The 17,609-nt window shown below is 72.7% G+C and carries 14 protein-coding genes; 11 read left to right on the top strand and 3 right to left on the bottom strand.

The features are described 5' to 3' along the window. Nucleotides 1-164 precede the first annotated feature (164 nt). Nucleotides 165-1,133 (top strand): thiamine-phosphate kinase, encoded by a 969-nt coding sequence (locus ACZ56E_RS29040; protein WP_468611458.1) that lies wholly within the window; start codon nt 165-167, stop codon nt 1,131-1,133. Then, on the top strand, nt 1,130-1,942 hold the full coding sequence (thiD, locus tag ACZ56E_RS29035; protein WP_468611457.1) for a bifunctional hydroxymethylpyrimidine kinase/phosphomethylpyrimidine kinase: 813 nt from the start codon (nt 1,130-1,132) through the stop codon (nt 1,940-1,942). Before ACZ56E_RS29040 ends, thiD begins: the two co-directional genes overlap by 4 nt. Here thiD and ACZ56E_RS29030 read toward each other — a convergent pair. From ACZ56E_RS29030 to rpmB, 3 genes are all read right to left on the bottom strand, one after another. Continuing rightward, on the bottom strand, nt 1,915-3,189 hold the full coding sequence (locus ACZ56E_RS29030) for an FAD-dependent monooxygenase (protein ID WP_471218645.1): 1,275 nt from the start codon (nt 3,187-3,189) through the stop codon (nt 1,915-1,917). The genes thiD and ACZ56E_RS29030 overlap by 28 nt on opposite strands. A gap of 35 nt (nt 3,190-3,224) precedes the next feature. Further along, a complete protein-coding gene (locus tag ACZ56E_RS29025; protein WP_471218643.1) occupies nt 3,225-6,323 on the bottom strand; it encodes an AfsR/SARP family transcriptional regulator in 3,099 nt (1,032 codons plus the stop codon). Between the two features lie 154 nt (nt 6,324-6,477). Further along, nucleotides 6,478-6,663, bottom strand: coding sequence for a 50S ribosomal protein L28 (gene rpmB / locus ACZ56E_RS29020; protein ID WP_016642993.1), 186 nt, complete (start codon nt 6,661-6,663; stop codon nt 6,478-6,480). A 239-nt stretch (nt 6,664-6,902) separates the two neighbouring features. On the opposite strand from rpmB, the gene ACZ56E_RS29015 reads away from it, so the two are divergent. From ACZ56E_RS29015 to ACZ56E_RS28975, 9 genes are all read left to right on the top strand, one after another. Beyond that, a complete protein-coding gene (locus ACZ56E_RS29015; protein WP_471218641.1) occupies nt 6,903-8,594 on the top strand; it encodes a DAK2 domain-containing protein in 1,692 nt (563 codons plus the stop codon). 69 nt (nt 8,595-8,663) lie between these two features. After that, the gene (recG, locus tag ACZ56E_RS29010) at nt 8,664-10,874 is read left to right on the top strand and encodes an ATP-dependent DNA helicase RecG (RefSeq protein ID WP_471218638.1); all 2,211 of its coding nucleotides are present in this window, start codon (nt 8,664-8,666) and stop codon (nt 10,872-10,874) included. A 64-nt stretch (nt 10,875-10,938) separates the two neighbouring features. Beyond that, nucleotides 10,939-11,532: a 16S rRNA (guanine(966)-N(2))-methyltransferase RsmD gene (gene rsmD, locus ACZ56E_RS29005; RefSeq protein WP_468611452.1), complete on the top strand. Its 594-nt coding sequence runs from the start codon at nt 10,939-10,941 to the stop codon at nt 11,530-11,532. A 26-nt stretch (nt 11,533-11,558) separates the two neighbouring features. Then, nucleotides 11,559-12,038 (top strand): pantetheine-phosphate adenylyltransferase, encoded by a 480-nt coding sequence (coaD, locus tag ACZ56E_RS29000; protein ID WP_193433174.1) that lies wholly within the window; start codon nt 11,559-11,561, stop codon nt 12,036-12,038. 111 nt (nt 12,039-12,149) lie between these two features. Then, the gene (locus ACZ56E_RS28995; RefSeq protein WP_471218635.1) at nt 12,150-13,235 is read left to right on the top strand and encodes a cell division initiation protein; all 1,086 of its coding nucleotides are present in this window, start codon (nt 12,150-12,152) and stop codon (nt 13,233-13,235) included. A 160-nt stretch (nt 13,236-13,395) separates the two neighbouring features. Continuing rightward, nucleotides 13,396-14,046 carry a YceD family protein gene (locus tag ACZ56E_RS28990; RefSeq protein WP_471218837.1) on the top strand — a complete coding sequence of 217 codons (651 nt, stop codon included), beginning with the start codon at nt 13,396-13,398 and terminating at the stop codon, nt 14,044-14,046. Between the two features lie 2 nt (nt 14,047-14,048). After that, on the top strand, nt 14,049-14,222 hold the full coding sequence (gene rpmF, locus ACZ56E_RS28985) for a 50S ribosomal protein L32 (RefSeq protein ID WP_026165248.1): 174 nt from the start codon (nt 14,049-14,051) through the stop codon (nt 14,220-14,222). A 7-nt stretch (nt 14,223-14,229) separates the two neighbouring features. Then, on the top strand, nt 14,230-15,060 hold the full coding sequence (gene rnc / locus ACZ56E_RS28980) for a ribonuclease III (RefSeq protein WP_362998121.1): 831 nt from the start codon (nt 14,230-14,232) through the stop codon (nt 15,058-15,060). Between the two features lie 85 nt (nt 15,061-15,145). Then, nucleotides 15,146-17,602, top strand: a complete 2,457-nt coding sequence (locus ACZ56E_RS28975; protein WP_471218633.1) for a tetratricopeptide repeat protein — start codon at nt 15,146-15,148, stop codon at nt 17,600-17,602. Nucleotides 17,603-17,609: the final 7 nt, after the last annotated feature.

Below are 17,609 nucleotides of genomic sequence, written 5' to 3'. Positions count from 1 at the left end.
CCACGGTACCGCGTCGCCGCTCGTCACGGGGAGACCCGCGTGACCTGTGGCGCGCACATCGTGGCGGACGGACAGCAGAAGTCGACGGTCACGTCGACCGTACCGATGACAGAGACGGCTCGCGACCGGGGGCCGAGCAGCGTGAAAGGGCATGGTGAGACTCGGTGAAGGGATCCGTGGGCGAGTTGGGGGAGTTCGGGCTCATCAGAGAGCTCACCTCGCGGCTCACCACCACTCCGGCCGTACGGCTCGGCCCGGGCGATGACGCCGCGGTCGTGTCCGCTCCGGACCGCAGGGTCGTGGCGAGCACCGACATCCTCCTGGAGGGGCGGCACTTCCGCCGCGACTGGTCCACCGCGTACGACGTGGGCCGCAAGGCCGCCGCGCAGAACCTCGCCGACATCGCGGCCATGGGCGCCGTGCCGACCGCGCTGCTCCTCGGCCTGGTCGTGCCCGCGGAGCTCCCCGCGAGCTGGCCCACCGAGCTGATGGACGGCCTCAGGGACGAGTGCCAGGTCGCGGGCGCGGCCGTGGTGGGCGGCGACGTCGTGCGCGGCGACACAATCACCGTCGCGATCACCGCGCTGGGCGACCTGCGCAACCACGAACCCGTCACGCGCGCGGGCGCGCAGCCGGGCGACGTCGTCGCCGTGACGGGCTGGCTCGGCTGGTCCGCCGCCGGGCACGCCGTGCTCTCCCGCGGCTTCCGCTCGCCGCGCGCCTTCGTGGAGGCCCACCGCAGGCCCGAACCGCCGTACCACGCGGGCCCCGCGGCCGCGGGCCTCGGCGCGACCTCCATGACGGACGTCAGCGACGGCCTCATCGCCGACCTCGGACACATCGCCGAGTCCAGCAAGGTGCGGATCGACATCCGCTCCGGAGACGTCGACGTGCCCTCCCAGATGAACGACATCGGGCAGGCCGTCGGCGTCGACCCGCTGCAGTGGGTGCTGAACGGCGGCGAGGACCACGCGATCGTCGCGACGTTCCCGCCGGACGTGAAGCTCCCCGCCCGCTGGAAGGTCATCGGAGAGGTCCTCAACCCCTCCGCGCTGCCCCAGGTGACCGTGGACGGCGCCCCGTGGACCAGCAAGGGCTGGGACCACTTCGGGGACAACGGAGAGTCCGAGTGACCGGCCTGCCGAGGACCAGCGCGCCGCCGAGGGTCCTGACCGTCGCCGGGTCCGACTCGGGCGGCGGCGCGGGCATCCAGGCCGACCTGAAGACGATGCTCGCCCTCGGCACGCACGGCATGAGCGTCGTCACGGCCGTCACCGCGCAGAACTCACTGGGCGTGCAGGGCTTCTGGGAGCTTCCGGTGGAGGCGGTGCGGGCCCAGTACCGCAGCGTCGTCGACGACATCGGCGTACAGGCGGTGAAGACCGGCATGCTCGCCTCCGCCGAACTGGTCGAGGCGGTCGCCGACTTGCTCGCGGGCACGGACGCCCCCGCGGTCGTCGACCCGGTCGGCGTCTCCAAGCACGGCGACTCGCTGCTCGCGGTGTCCGCGCTGGACTCGGTGCGCACGAAGCTGCTGCCGGTCGCCACGGTCGCGACACCCAACCTCGACGAGGTCGCCCAACTCACCGGTGTCGTCGTCGACTCGGAGGACGGCCTGCGCCGCGCTGCCGACGCCGTCCTCGCGTACGGCCCGCAGTGGGTGCTCATCAAGGGCGGCCACCTCAGCGGCGACGCCGTGGACCTGCTCACCGACGGCTCCGAAGAGCACGTCCTGCGCGCCCCGCGCCACGACAACCGCCACACGCACGGCACGGGCTGCACCCTGGCCAGCGCGATCGCGGCGCAGCTGGCCAAGGGGCGGAGCGTCCCGGAGGCCGTCACGGCCGCCAAGGAGTACGTGACCGGGGCGATCGCCGCCGGGTTCGCCCTCGGCGGCGGGATCGGCCCGGTGGATCACGGCTGGCGGTCCACGGGCGCGTAGTCCTTGAGCACGAGGTCGCTCGCGGCCTTCTCCGTCAGCTTCTTGAAGAGGCCCGCGAGCAGCCGGGAGCCGAGCACGCGATACGCGCGGTCGCGGCTGCGGATCTTCTTCTCGGTCGGCGGGGCGAGGAAGGGCCCGGCGTTGTCGGCGGTCTTCTGGCAGCCCTTGGCATAGTCGCGGATCTCCGCCTCGTACGCGGCGAAGCCGGCCCGGTGGTCGCCCCCGGTGGCCGCGAGCTCACCGGCCAGGACGTACGCGGACACCAGCGCCGTGCCCGTCCCGATGCCGCCCATCGTGGCGCCGTACCCGGCGTCGCCCAGAAGCACCACACGGCCCTTGGAGAGCCGGTCGACGTGGATCTGGGCGATGGCGTCGAAGTACAGGTCGTCGGCGCTCTCCAGGCCTTCCAGGGCCTTGGGGGCGTGCTTCCAGCCCATGTCCGCGAACCGGTCCGCGAGGATCTTCTTCTGCTGCGCGATGTCGTGCCGGTCGTGGTCGAGCCGGTCGGACCGGAAGATCAGGCCCACTCCCGCCCTGTCCGGGTCGCCGTCGTAGTTGCTGATCACGACGGTGCGGCCGGGCTCGCTGTAGAGGCGGGCGGTGCGGTCGAGGCCGAGGTGGTTGGGGATGCCGAAGCCCGCCACGTAGTAGCCCAGGAAGCGCAGGTACCGCGACTCGTCGCCGAAGACCAGACGGCGGGTGTGCGAGTGCAGCCCGTCGGCGCCGACCACCAGGTCGAAGCGGCGGGGCGCGCCGTGGTCGAAGGTCACGTCGACGCCTTCGGAGTCCTCGGTCAGCGTGGCGACGGAGTCTCCGAAGACGTACTCGACCCGGTCCGCGGTGCGCTCGTACAGGATCTTGGAGAGGTCGCCGCGGAAGATCTCCACGTCGCCGCTCATGAAGAACGAGGGCAGGGCGACCCGTTCCGTGTCGTCGGCCTCCACGACGGTCTGGCGGCCCATGTGCGTCTGACGGCGGTGGACCTCGTCCCAGATGCCCATGCGGCGCAGCACGGTGCGGTGCACATCGCCCCGGAAATCGACCGCGAAGCCGCCCTCGCGCAGGGCGGGCGCCTTCTCCAGGACGGTGACCCGCGCTCCGTAGCGGGCCAGCCACAGGGCGAGGGCGGGGCCCGCGACACTGGCGCCCGAGATCAGGACGTCCAGGTGGGCGAGGCTGCGGGTGGCGACCCTGCGCGGGCTCTTCGTAGGGGCCGATCCGGTGTTCGTACGCGTCGTGTGTGTCATGCGGCAAAGCCTCGGGGCGGCCGCTGACCGTCCGCCTACCGTTCCCTGACCGCCCGCGTACGGTCCCCGGCCGTCGGCCCACCGTTCCTGACCGCCGCCGACCGCAGGTGCCGTCCCTCCTCGAAGGCCTTCTCGTACGCGTCGGGGGAGAGCTTCGCCCGGGCCGCCTCCGCGAGGGGTACGACATCGGGATCGTCGGCGACGAGGGTGCCGCGCAGGGCGTGGGCGGCGCCCAGGAGCCGCACTGCCGCCTCGGGGTCCGGCGCGACAGCGGCCAACGCCTCGGCCACCTCGGCCAGTTCCCCGGTGCCGGGTACGCCGCCGCCGACGCCAGGGGCCCGCACGTCGGAACCCGAAGCCAGCACCCGGGCCTGCTCGAACCAGTCGGCGGCCTCCGCCGCGCGGGACTCGGCGAGCGCGGTACGGCCCAGGCCGATCAGGATCCGCACGCTCTCCCCGAGGCTGAACCAGTTCGCCGCGCACGCCTCCAGAGCCGCTTCGTACTGTGCACGCGCGCGTGCCGTGTCGCCGCGGAGCCGGGCCACGTCCCCGAGCCCACGCCGCGCGGTCGCCACCTTGTCGGGCACACCGACGGCCCGGGCGAGGGCGGCGGAGCGCGCGTAGTGGGCGGCCGCCGCGTCGAGGTCACCCCCGTACATGAGGACCGTGGCACGCCGGTGCAGCAGATCCGCGGTCTCCTCGGGCGCCGCCAACTCCCTTACGTGCGCGAGGCCTTCGTCGAGCAGTTCGATGGCCCGCCCCCGCTCGCCCCGCCAGTCGGCGAACATGCCCAGCGGATCGAGGCAGTTGGCCATGCCCCAGCGGTCCCCGGTCGTCCTGAACCCCTCCAACGCCCGGGCGAAAGCCGCCTCCGAGGCCTCGGCACGGCCCGCGAACAGATCCTGGAAACCCAGCCCGAGATCCAGCAGGGCCACGCCCCAAGGGTGGTCGTCGACCTGCTCCCTCACCTGGTCCTCCATGGCGCGCGCGGGACCGCCCGCGATCGACCACAGCACCACCAGATACGGCAGCCGCAAGGGCCCTTCGAGGCCGCCGAACAGCGCGTCCGCGCGCGCGAGGCGGGCCGGCTCGTCGGGGTCGGTGCCGTCACCCGCGATCGTGTTGATCAGACACAGGACGTACTCCTCGGAGAGGCCCTCCGGCGGCTCCGCGCCCACCGCGGCGAGGAGGTCGACGGCCAGCTCCCTGCGCTCTCCGTAGCGGCCGCGCAGCAGCCAGAACCAGGCGAGCGCCGCCATCAGCCGGAGGCCGTCGCGCGGCGCCGTACGGGTCAGGTGGCGCAGCGCCGCGTCCAGGTTCAGCTGCTCGGCGTCGAGTTCGGCGAGAGCGGGCAGCTGCTCGCCGCCGCGCAGGCGTAGCTCGGCCGCCTCGGCCAGCCGCAGGAAGTACTCGGCGTGCGCGGCCCGCAACCGGTCCTCCTCGCCCGCCCCGGCCAGCTCCCGGGTACAGAACGCACGGATGGTCTGCAACATGTCGTAGCGCCCCTCGGTCACGTCGAGGAACGACTTCTCCGCGAGGGAGGCGAGCAGGTCCTCGGGGTACGGGATCCCGCAGACGGCCTCCACGGCGTCGGATGTGGCCCCTCCGGAGAACACGGTCAGCCGTCGGGCCAGCTCCCGCTCCTCGTCGTCGAGCAGCTCCCAGCTCCACTCCACGACCGCGTGCAGCGTGCGGTGCCGGGGTGCCTTCGTACGGTCGCCGCGCGAGAGCAGCCGGAAGCGGTCCCCGAGGCGGGCGGCGAGCTCGTCCAGGGTGAGGGTGCGCAGCCGGGCCGCGGCCAGCTCGATCGCGAGGGGCAGGCCGTCGAGCGCCGCGCAGATCTCGTCGGTCAGCCGCAGGGCGTGCTCGTCGCGGGGGCCCGCGAGCTCGGGCCGCACGGCGGCCGCCCGGTCCGCGAAGAGCGTGGCGGCGGGCCCTGCGGCCAGCGGCGGCACCGGCCACAGGACCTCTCCCGTGATCCCGAGCCCCTCCCGGCTGGTGGCGAGCACCCGCACACCCGGGCAGGCGCCGAGGAGCAGCGCCGCGACGCGGGCCGCCTCGTCCACGACGTGCTCGCAGTTGTCGAGGACGAGCAGCAGCTCACGGCCGCGCAACGCGGTGAGCAGCCGCTCCGTGGCGTCGCCGCCCTGACCGTGGAAGCCGTCGCGCACCCCGAGCGCGGTGAGGATCGCGTACGTCACCCGGGCCCCGTCGGCGAGCGGGGCCAGCTCCACGAAGCAGACGTCGGGCAGCGCGCGGGCCGCCTCGACCGCGAGCCGCGTCTTGCCCGCCCCGCCGGGCCCGGTGAGCGTCACGAGCCGCGCCTCCGCCAGCAGGGCGCCGATCCTCGTGAGCTCGTCGGCCCGCCCGATGAACCGCGTCAGCTGTGCGGGCACGCCCCGCTGCCGGGCCGGCTCCCGGCCCTGGAGCAGCTCCAGGTGGAGCGCGGACAGCTCGGCGGAGGGATCGGTGCCGAGCTCGTCCGCGAGGGTGCGCCGCGCCTCCTCGTAGACGGTGAGTGCCTCCGCGGGCCTGCCGCCCGCGTGCAACGCCCGCATCAGCTGTCCGTGCAGCCGCTCGCTCAACGGATGCCCGGCCAGCAGCTCGCGCAACTCCGGCACCAGCTCGGCTCCGCCGCCCAGCGCGAGGTCCGCCTCGACGCGGTCCTGCACGGCGGCCAGGCGCGTCTCCTCCAGGCGTGCGGCGAGCGGCCGGGCGTCCGGCAGATCGGCGAGGGCGGGCCCGCGCCACAGGCCGAGCGCCTCCCTCAGGAGACCGGCGGCCCGCGCGGGGTCCCCGGCGTGGAGGGCCTCGCGTCCCTCGCGGGCCAGCCGCTCGAAGCGGTGCAGGTCGACGGCGTCGGCGCGGACGGCGATGCGGTAGCCGGCGGGGGTGGCTTCGATGGCGAGGCCCAGGCGCTTGCGCAGCCGGGAGATCTGGGACTGCAGCGCGTTCGCGGCGCCGGCGGGCGGCTCGTCGCCGTACAGCCCGTCGGTCAGCGCGGCGACCGAGACGGTGCGGCCGGGGTCCAGGAGCAGCAGGGTGAGCAGGGCCCTGGGGCGTGGACCGCCGGGGTCCACGGGGGTGCCGTCGGGGGAGCGTACGTCGAGGGGGCCGAGGATGCCGAAGCGCATCCGTCAGATTCTGGCAGCCCCGCGCGCGTGGGCGGACGACCTGGCCGACCCCTCAAACGCGGACAGCCGACCCCTCAGACGTGGACATACGAAAAAGCCGGCCCCCCTGAGGGGACCGGCTTCTTCAGCAACCAGCTAGGTGGCCGCGCTGGCGTCAGCGCGAGACCTTGCCGGCCTTGATGCACGAGGTGCAAGCGTTGAGGCGCTTCGGCGTCCCGCTCACCACGGCACGCACACGCTGGATGTTCGGGTTCCAGCGACGGGGCGTACGGCGGTGCGAGTGCGAGATGTTGTTGCCGAAGCCCGGCCCCTTGCCACAGACGTCGCAGTTGGCAGCCACGGGTCACTCCAAAGACTTCAGATGCACTTACGGGTAATCCCGGCATGCCGGGATCAGTGCAATGATCGAAGTGGCGTTGCCAGGAGGAATGGCCCGATGCGTATCGGGCAACCGAAGCAGCATACAACGACTGCTTCGGTTCCACGAAACTACCACGTTCGGCCCGGCCCCCGCCCCGGGCCCTTCGTTCACCGTGGGTCTACGCTGCGTCCATTCCGCATGGTCAAGGAGGCGAACAGGTGCCGCAGAACCTCGACGCGGTCGCGGTGCGCGCCTGGTGCCGACTGGCTCTGGACGCCCTCGGCAGGGCCCGCGAGGAGATCGACTCCATCAACGTCTATCCGGTCGCCGACGGGGACACCGGGACGAACCTCTATCTGACCGTGGAGTCCGCCTCGCAGGCCGTCGACGCGGCCTTCACCGGCCATGAGCCGGCTCTTCCCTCGCTGGCCGAGACCGTCCGCGCGATGGCCCACGGAGCGCTCATCGGGGCCCGCGGGAACTCGGGCACGATCCTGTCGCAGCTGCTGCGGGGCATGGCGCAGGTCATCGGCGGCGACGAGGGTGAACGGGGCGGGGAGGCCGGTGATGGGTCCCCGCGAGGTGACGCGGATCACGCCGATGGCCGGACCCTGGAGCGCGCGCTGCGACAGGCCGCCGACGCCGCCTACCAAGCGGTCGTCCACCCGGTCGAGGGCACGGTCCTGACGGTGGCCACCGCGGCGGCGGAGGCGGCCGCGGGTACGGACGGCGACTGCGGGGCCGTGGCCAGGGCCGCGTACGACGGGGCCTGCGCGGCCCTGGAGGCGACGCCCGGGCAGCTGGCGGTGCTCGGCCGCGCCGGGGTGGTGGACGCCGGTGGCCGGGGGCTCGTGGCGGTCCTGGGAGCGCTGGTGGGCGCGCTGTCGGGCGGGACCGTCGCTCCCAGGAGCACGGCGTCCGCCCACGCGCGCGTGGAGGCTGCGGGGGCCGTCGAGTGCGAGGACCCACCTGGCGACGAGACGGGCGAGGGCGGCCCCGCCTTCGAGGTGATCTACCTCCTGGAGGCGGACGACGCCGCCGTCTCCCGGCTGCGGGACCGGCTCGACCGGCTCGGCGACTCGCTCGTCGTGGTCGGCGGCGACGGTCTGTGGAACGTCCACGTCCATGTCGACGACGCGGGCGCGGCCGTCGAGGCGGGCGTGGAGGCGGGCCGCCCCCACCGCATCCGGATCACCCACTTCGGGGTGGGCGACGCGCACACCACGGCGCAGCCGCCCCGGGAGCGCGCGCAGCGGGCCATCGTCGCCGTCGTGCCCGGCGAGGGCCTCGCGGAGCTCTACGCCGAAGCCGGGGCGACCGCCGTGCCGACGCGCGTGGGGGAGCCGCCCGGGAGCGGCGAGCTCGTCGACGCGATCCGCCGGGCCCACGCCCGCGAAGTGGTCCTCCTGCCCAACGACGCGGAGCTGCGGCACACCGCAGCCGCCGCGGCGGCGCAGGCCCGCACGGAAGGCGTGCGGGTCGCGCTGATCCCCACCCGCTCCGCGGTCCAGGGCATCGCGGCCCTCGCCGTGCACGAGCCGGACCGCCGCTTCGACGAGGACGTCGTCGCCATGACCTCGGCGGCCGGCGCGACCCGGTACGGCGAACTGGCCGTCGCCGAGCGGCAGTCCTGGACCATGGCGGGCATCTGCCAGGCCGGTGACGTACTCGGCCTGATCGACGGCGACGTCGCGGTCATCGGCTCCGAAGTGGCCCACACCGCCGCCTCGGTCCTCGACCGCATGCTGTCGGCGGGCGGCGAGATGGTCACGCTCGTACTCGGCGAATCCGCCCCCGACACCGTCGCGGACCAACTCGAAAAGCACGTGCGCGAGACATACCTGGCCGTCGACACGGTGGTCTACCGAGGCGGCCGCCAGTCGGCACTGCTGCTGATCGGCGTCGAATGACCCCGGCCGCACACCGCTGAGCCGCAGATCCGGGGTACCTGCGCCCCGATGTCAGTGCCGTGGTGTGCAATGGATCTCGTGCCCGCGCTCGAAGAACCCCTGAAGAAAGTGGTCGGCCCCGCCACCGCGAAGGTGATGGCCGAGCATCTCGACCTGCACACGGTCGGCGACCTCCTGCACCACTACCCCCGGCGTTACGCCGAGCGGGGCGAGCTCACCCGCCTCGCCGAGCTCCCCCTGGACGAGCACGTCACGGTGGTCGCCCAGGTCGCGAGCGCACGCATCCTGAAGTTCAACGGCGGCCGGGGCCAGCGCCTCGAGGTCACCATCACCGACGGCAGCGGCCAGGTCCAGCTCGTCTTCTTCGGCCGCGGCATCCACAAACCGCACAAGGACCTGCTCCCCGGCACCCGCGCGATGTTCGCGGGCAAGGTGTCGGTCTTCAACCGCAAGATGCAGCTCGCCCACCCGGCGTACGAACTGCTGCGCGGCGACGGCGACGAGGCGGGCGAGACCGTCGGCTCCTGGGCCGGCGCCCAGCTGCCGATCTATCCCGCCACCGCCAAGCTGGAGTCCTGGAAGATCGCCAAGTCGGTCGACATGGTCCTGCCCAGCGCCCAGGAGGCCGAGGACCCGCTGCCGCCCGCCCTCCGCGACGGCCGGGGCCTCATCCCGCTCCCCGAAGCCCTCCTGAAGATCCACCGACCGCACTCCAAGGCGGACATCGCCGCCGCCCGAGACCGCCTCAAGTGGGACGAGGCCTTCGTCCTCCAGGTCGCCCTGGCCCGGCGGCGTTACGCGGACGCACAGCTGCCCGCCGTCCCCCGCAGGCCCAAGGCGGGCGGCATCCTCGACGCCTTCGACGCCAAGCTGCCCTTCACCCTCACCGAGGGCCAGGAAAAGGTCTCCAAGGAGATCTTCGACGACCTCGCGACCGACCACCCGATGCACCGCCTGCTCCAGGGGGAGGTCGGGTCGGGCAAGACCATGGTCGCCCTGCGCGCCATGCTCGCCGTCGTGGATGCGGGTGGGCAGGCCGCGATGCTCGCGCCCACCGAAGTGCTCGCCCAGCAGCATCACCGTTCCATCGTGGAGATGATGGGCGAGCTGGCCGAGGGCGGCATGCTGGGCGGGTCCGACCAGGCCACCAAGGTCACGCTGCTCACCGGTTCCATGGGAGCGGCGGGCCGCAGGCAGGCCCTGCTCGATCTGGTCACCGGCGAGGCAGGCATCGTCATCGGCACGCACGCCCTGATCGAGGACAAGGTGCAGTTCCACGACCTGGGCCTGGTCGTCGTCGACGAGCAGCACCGTTTCGGCGTGGAGCAGCGCGACGCCCTGCGCGGCAAGGGCAAGCAGCCCCCGCACCTGCTCGTCATGACGGCCACGCCCATTCCCCGCACGGTCGCGATGACGGTTTTCGGCGACCTGGAGACGTCCGTCCTCGACCAGCTCCCCGCGGGCCGCTCGCCCATCGCGAGCCACGTCGTCCCCGCCCAGGACAAGCCCCACTTCCTCGCCCGCGCGTGGGAGCGCGTGCGCGAAGAGGTGGAGAAGGGGCACCAGGCGTACGTGGTCTGCCCGCGGATCGGTGATGACGCCGACGAACCCGCCGACACCAAGAAGGCCAAGAAGAAGGCCGAGGAAGAGGCCACCGCCGAGAAGCGGCCCCCGCTCGCCGTCCTCGACGTTGCCGAGCAGCTCGCCCACGGACCCCTCCAGGGGCTGAAGGTCGAGGTCCTGCACGGCCGCATGCAGCCGGACGACAAGGACGCGGTGATGCGCCGCTTCGCCGCCGGCGAGACCCAGGTCCTGGTCGCGACGACGGTCATCGAAGTCGGGGTGAACGTCCCGAACGCCACCGCCATGGTGATCATGGATGCGGACCGCTTCGGCGTCTCCCAGCTGCACCAGCTCCGCGGCCGCGTCGGCCGCGGCGCGGCCCCCGGCCTCTGCCTCCTGGTCACCGACATGCCCGAGGCCAGCCCCGCCCGCGGCCGCCTCGCCGCCGTCGCCTCGACACTCGACGGCTTCGAGCTGTCCCGCATCGACCTGGAGCAGCGCCGCGAGGGCGACGTGCTCGGCCAGGCCCAGTCCGGTGTCCGCTCCAGCCTGCGCATGCTCGCCGTCATCGAGGACGAGGAGGTCATCGCCGCCGCCCGCGAGGAGGCCGTCACCGTGGTCGCCGACGACCCCGACCTGGAGCGGCTGCCCGCGCTCCGCACCGCCCTGGACGCCCTGCTCGACGCCGAGCGCGAGCAGTACCTCGACAAGGGGTGACGCCCGTGCACGCCATATCGTGGAGGCAGCCCACCCACCTGCCAGCAGGAACAGAAGGAATCAGATGACCCGCGTGATCGCCGGCACGGCCGGCGGACGCCGCCTGGCCGTCCCGCCGGGCAACGGCACCCGCCCCACGTCCGACCGCGCGCGCGAGGGCCTCTTCTCCACCTGGCAGGCCCTTCAGGGCACGCTCGACGGCGCCCGCGTCCTCGACCTGTACGCGGGCTCCGGAGCCGTCGGCCTGGAGGCGCTGTCCCGCGGCGCCGCGCACACCCTGCTCGTCGAGGCCGACGCCCGGGCGGCCCGCACCATCCGGGAGAACGTGAAGGCGGTGGGCCTGCCCGGCGCCGAGGTGCGGGCGGGCAAAGCCGCCCAGATCGTCCAGGGCGGCACCCCCACCACCCCGTACGACCTGGTGTTCCTCGACCCTCCGTACGCCGTCACCGATGACGATCTTCGGGAGATCCTCCTCACACTCCGCTCGGAGGGCTGGCTCACGGACGACGCGCTCGTCACCGTTGAACGCAGTACAAGAGGCGGTGTCTTCGGCTGGCCGGAGGGTTTCGAGGCCCTCAGGTCCCGTCGCTACGGCGAAGGGACGTTTTGGTACGGTCGCGCCGCCTCTACGTGCGACGACTCAGTGATCGCGCCATGACCGGACCGGAGAGCGAGGGACTCACGATGCGCCGCGCCGTCTGTCCGGGGTCTTTCGACCCCATCACCAATGGACACCTCGACATCATCGCCCGCGCCTCCAAGCTGTACGACGTGGTGCACGTCGCGGTGATGATCAACCAGTCGAAGAAGGGCCTCTTCGAGATCGAGGAGCGGATCGAACTGATCCGCCAGGTCACCGCCGACTTCGGCAACGTCGAGGTGGAGTCCTTCCACGGCCTCCTCGTCGACTTCTGCAAGCAGCGCGACATCCCCGCCATCGTCAAGGGCCTCCGCGCGGTCAGCGACTTCGACTACGAGCTCCAGATGGCCCAGATGAACAACGGCCTCTCGGGCGTCGAGACCCTGTTCGTCCCGACCAACCCCACCTACAGCTTCCTCTCCTCCTCGCTGGTCAAGGAGGTCGCGGCCTGGGGCGGCGACGTGGCGCACCTGCTGCCGCCCCTCGTCCACGAGGCCCTGGTCGAACGCCTGGGCAAGAAGTGACCCACCCGCACGGGCGCTGACGGCTCGTCACCCGGTGTCGGGCGGGCGGCCACTGGCCTTACAGTCGTCCCGTCCGTCTCCCAACCAGCTGTAGAGAGTGGCGAGCACACGGTGGACGTGCAGAAGAAGATCGACGAGATCGTCCAGGCGGTCGGCAGCGCCCGGTCCATGCCCATGTCGGCCTCGTGCGTGGTCAACCGCGCCGATCTGCTCTCGATGCTCGAAGAGGTGCGCCAGGCACTGCCGGGCTCCCTCGCCCAGGCCCAGGAGCTCATCGGCGGCCGCGAGCAGCTGGTCGAGCAGGCCCGCCAGGAGGCGGAGCGGATCATCGAGACCGCGCACGCCGAGCGTGGCTCCCTGATCTCCGACACCGAGGTCGCCCGCCGCTCCCAGGGCGAGGCCGACCGCATCCTCGCCGAGGCCCGCCAGGCCGCCGACGAGGTCCGCGCCGAGGCCGACGACTACGTGGACAGCAAGCTCGCCAACTTCGAGGTCGTCCTCACCAAGACCCTCGGCTCGGTGGGCCGCGGCCGCGAGAAGCTCCTCGGCACCGGACCCGGCCTCGACGAGAACGGCTACGCGGACGAGGACGCCCCCGAGCGCAGCCACGACCCGGAGACGCTGCGCCGCACCGCCGACGCGTACGTCGACGCCAAGCTCGGCGCCTTCGAGGCGGTCCTCGCCAAGACGCTGGAGGCCGTCGGCCGCGGCCGCCAGACCCTGCACGGCCGGGCGCCCGCCGACGAGCTCGGCACCCTGGGCGAGGGCACCGCCCCCCAGGGCCACACCACCGACGCGGAGTACCTCGCGGACCTCGCAGGCCCCGCGGCCGTCGCGAAGGCCGCACCGCCGCAGCCCGCCCAGACCCCGCCGGTCCAGCCCCCACCGGCCCAGGCCCCGCCGATCCCGCCCCAGCAGCCCTACGCGCCCCCGCAGCAGCAGCCCGACCCGTACGGGTACCAGCAGCAGGACCAGTACGCGTACCAGCAGCCGTACGGCCAGCAGGACCCGTACGCGTACCACCAGCACGACCAGCACGGCCAGCACGATCAGTACGGCTATGCGCAGCAGGGCTACGACCAGCAGCCCCGGTACGACGCCCCGGCGCAGCCGCCCGCCGCGCTCGAAGAGGCCAGCCTCTTCGACACGACCATGATCAGCGCCGAGCAGCTGCGCCAGTACGAGCAGGGGCGCTAGCGGCCCGCGGGACCGGATTGGGCCGAGAGCGAAAGGTCAAGTATCCTGGCTCTTCGGTCGCGCATACGTCCGCGACCCAGGCTGCCCACCCGAGCCTCACATTCGCGGCATCAGTGCGGTGGCCCCCTTGAACTCCCCGGATTCGAAAGCAGGAAAAACCCTGAGCACGCGCCTCGACCACCGAAACCCCCTCGTGTTCGACACACACGAGCTGGGTCGGCGTCCTGGTGCCATGCAGCGGGTGACCCGCGAGGTCGAGGCGCCCGGTCCGCCGGGCACCTTCGGTATCGAAGGGGTCGTCGGAGTGCCGCAGGGCGCCCCGGTCCAGCTGGAGGTCCGTCTCGAGTCGGTCATGGAAGGGGTGCTTGTCACAGGCACCGCCCGTGCAACGGCCGAGGGGGAGTGCGTAAGGTGTCTGGAGCCGCTCGAGCTGGAGCTCGACGCGGACTTCCAGGAGATGTTCTCGTACCCTGACGCCGACGACCGGGGCCGCAGCGCGGAACCGGCCGACGACGCCGAGGAAGACGAGGACAGGCTCTGTCTCGAGGACGGCATGTTCGACCTCGAGCCTGTGCTGCGTGATGCGGTGGTGCTCGCACTGCCGATGCAGCCGGTGTGCCAGGAAGACTGTCCGGGCCTGTGCTCCCAGTGCGGAGTACGGCTCGCGGACGACCCGGACCACCACCATGACGCCGTCGACATCCGTTGGGCGGCATTGCAGGGACTCGCTGGCACCATCCAGGACGGCGAGAAGGACGAGATGAGCGGCGCCGAAGCGGAAGCGGGCGTCGACGAGAAGCAGGAGAAGTAGCCGTGGCTGTTCCGAAGCGGAAGATGTCGCGCAGCAACACGCGCCACCGCCGGTCGCAGTGGAAGGCTGCGGTCCCCACCCTGGTTTCGTGTGAGCGTTGCCAGGAGCCCAAGCAGCAGCACATCGCGTGCCCGAGCTGCGGCACCTACAACAAGCGCCAGGTCCTCGAGGTCTGAGCGGCTGGTGAGAGGCACCGTGTCTAGCCCCAAGAAGGCGGAAGACGCCAAGAAATTGGCGGAGACAACGGCCTCGTCCCACACGCTTCTGGAAGGGCGGCTCGGGTACAAGCTCGAGTCCGCCCTTCTGGTGCGCGCGCTGACCCACCGTTCGTACGCGTACGAGAACGGCGGCCTGCCGACGAACGAGCGTCTGGAGTTCCTCGGTGACTCCGTGCTCGGCCTCGTCGTCACGGACACGCTGTACCGCACCCACCCCGACCTGCCCGAAGGCCAGCTGGCCAAGTTGCGGGCCGCGGTGGTCAATTCGCGTGCGCTGGCGGAGGTCAGCCGCGGCCTCGAACTCGGCTCCTTCATCCGGCTCGGCCGGGGCGAAGAGGGCACGGGAGGCCGGGACAAGGCATCCATCCTCGCCGACACCCTTGAAGCGGTGATCGGCGCGGTCTATCTGGACCAGGGTCTGGACGCTGCGGGTGAGCTGGTCCACCGGCTCTTCGACCCGCTGATCGAGAAGTCCTCGAACCTGGGCGCGGGCCTGGACTGGAAGACCAGCCTCCAGGAGCTCACCGCGACGGAGAGCCTCGGCGTGCCCGAGTACCTCGTCACGGAGAGCGGCCCCGACCACGAGAAGACCTTCACTGCTGCCGCCCGCGTCGGAGGCGTCTCGTACGGCACCGGCACCGGCCGCAGCAAAAAGGAAGCGGAACAGCAGGCCGCCGAGTCCGCCTGGCGCGCCATTCGCGCGGCAGCGGACGAGCGCGCCAAGGCGGCTGAGGCCGCGGCGGAAGCGGAGGGGACCGCCGACACCCCCTCGGCCTCGGACGCCGCTCCGGCCTGACACCTGCTTTCCTTGTGAACCCCCGTGGGACCTCGGTCCCACGGGGGTTCATCCGTAGACACCCGATGGTGCCGAGGGGGGCCCGGTGGCGCAGACGGACGGCGGCGGAACCAGGTCGAACCGCCTCGAGAACGCGGTCGTGGTCGGCAACATCGTGCAGATCGGCCAGGTCGACGGCGACGTGTCGCTCGCCCCGCCGGCCGACGCCCCACGTGCCGCGCCGCCCGACCTCGTGCGCGTACGGGACGCCGACCCCTTCCGCCTCGGCGTGCACCGCCCGGTCCGGCTCGCCCCGGAGGCCGCGCCGCGGCTGCCCGGCTATGTCCGCCGCGACCTGGACACGCCGGAGCACGGCGGGCTCAGGGACCTGGTGGCCGGGGCGGCCGACGGCTTCGTGCTGCTGGTCGGCGGATCGTCGGTGGGCAAGACCCGCTCGCTGTACGAGGCGGTCAGCGAACTGCTGTCCGACTGGTGGCTGCTGCACCCGGCCGACGTCCGGCAGATCGAAGGCCTCCTCGCGCTGCCCCCGCGCTCCGTCGTGGTCTGGCTCGACGAGCTCCAGAACCACCTCAACGGCGAGCACGGACTCACCGCGTCCACCCTGCGCGCCCTGCTGTCCTCACCCCACCGCGTCCTCGTGGTCGCCACCCTCTGGCCGCACTTCTACGACGCGTACGTCGACCAGGACGACGACCGGCACCGCGTCGAACGCGAACTGCTCAAGCTCGCCGACGTCGTCCACGTCGGCGCCGGCCTCTCGCCCGCCGAACGCGAACGCGCCCGGACCGCCGCCGACAGCGACCCCCGGCTGCGGGCCGCCCTGGACTCGACGGACTTCGGCCTGACCCAGGTCATCGCGGGCGCGCCCCAGCTGGTGCACCGGTGGGACTGCGCCGACCCCTACGCGCGAGCGGTGCTCACGGCCGCCGTCGACGCGGCGCTGCTCGGCGCCAAGAGCCCGCTCCCCGAAAGCCTGCTGCGGGCGGCCGTGCCCGGCTACTGCACACCTGCCGAACGCGCCGCGGCCCCCGACGACTGGTTCGCGACCGCCCTCGCCTACGCCACCCGGCAGCAGCTCGGCGCCACCGCCCCGCTCGTCCCGGTCAGCGAGGGCCACCGGATGGGCCGCCCCGACGGCTACCGGATCGCCGACTACCTCGTCCAGCACATCGGCGGGAGCCGGCGCGGGGAGCCGCCGCCGCAGGCTTTCTGGGACGAGTGCACGGAGCACCTCCAGGATCCGACGGACGCGCGCAGGCTCGGTGCGGCGGCCGTCGCACGCCAGCGGTTCGGAGTGGCGGTGCCGCTGTTGCGCAGGGCGGTCGAGGCCGACGACGTCTCGGCGATGCGGCAGCTGGGTGAGCTGTACCGCAGGACGGGCGACCGGGCCGGCGCCCAGGAGATGGCGGACCGCCTCACCGCCTCGCCGGACTCCCACGCCGACCTCTACCGCGTCCTCCTCGCGGGCTGGGACTTCGAGGAACTCCTCGACCTGGCGGAGGCGGGCAACGACTACGCGGTCGGCCACATCATCGAGTACGGCGACCCTCGCCTCGCCCTCTCCCTGCTCCTGGAGAACATGGAACCGGACGACCTCGGCGCCTGGTACCGGGTGGCGGAGCTGCTGGTCGACGAGGGCGAGGAGGAGCGGGCCATCTCCGTCCTGGAGATGATCCTGGAGCGCCAGGAGGAGCGCGAGGAGGACGGGACCGGGGTCTTCCCGAACGACCTGATGATGTTCCTCGCCGAGCTCCTCAAGCAGGCCGGCCGCGTGGAGAGGCTGTACGAACTGACGGAGGACGGCTACTTCTGGGCGGCCCACTTCCTCGCGGACCTGCTCCAGGAGCGGGGCGCGCTCGAAGAGGCCCTCGACGTCCTGCGCGACTTCGCAGGTCAGGGCAGCATGGACGTCGACGACCTGCTGGCTCGGCTCCTCGCCGACCACGGCCGCGGCGAGGAGTTGTTCGCGCGGGCCGAGGACGGCTGCGTACGTGCGGCGGTCGAGGCGGCCCGGATGCTGGCCGCACAGGGGGAGACGACCCGCGCCCGCGCTCTCCTGACGCCGTTCGCCGACGCCGGCGAGGCGTATGCCCGCGCCGGTCTCGCCGAACTGCCCGTCGGCGAGGACGAGCTGCGGGAACGCGCGGCGGGCGGCGACCACCTGGCGGCCGATACGCTGGCCCGCCGGCTGCTGGCGGCAGGCGAGATCGACGAAGCGCTCCGCGTCACCACGGAGCTGTCGTCGTCCCTCCTGGAGCGGGAGATCATCGCCGCCTTCGTCGACCGGGGCGATGTGGACCGGGCCGTACGGCTCCTGGAGGAGAAGGCCGAGTCCGGTGAGGCGTACTGGACGCATCGCCTCGCCGATCTGCTCAAGGAGCACGGCAGGGCCGACGCCCTGCGCGCCCGCATCGACCGGGGCGACGCGGGCGCCGCGTCCCGGCTGTACGACCTCCTCACGGAACAGGGAAAGCATGCCGAGGCGGAGGCCCTCGCGCGGCACGGGCTGACGGCCGAGGGGCGGCCCGCGCAGGGCGGCTGAGAGCAGG

This window comes from Streptomyces sp. NPDC039480 (assembly GCF_055597165.1).
This window is presented reverse-complemented; position numbering and strand designations above follow the sequence as displayed.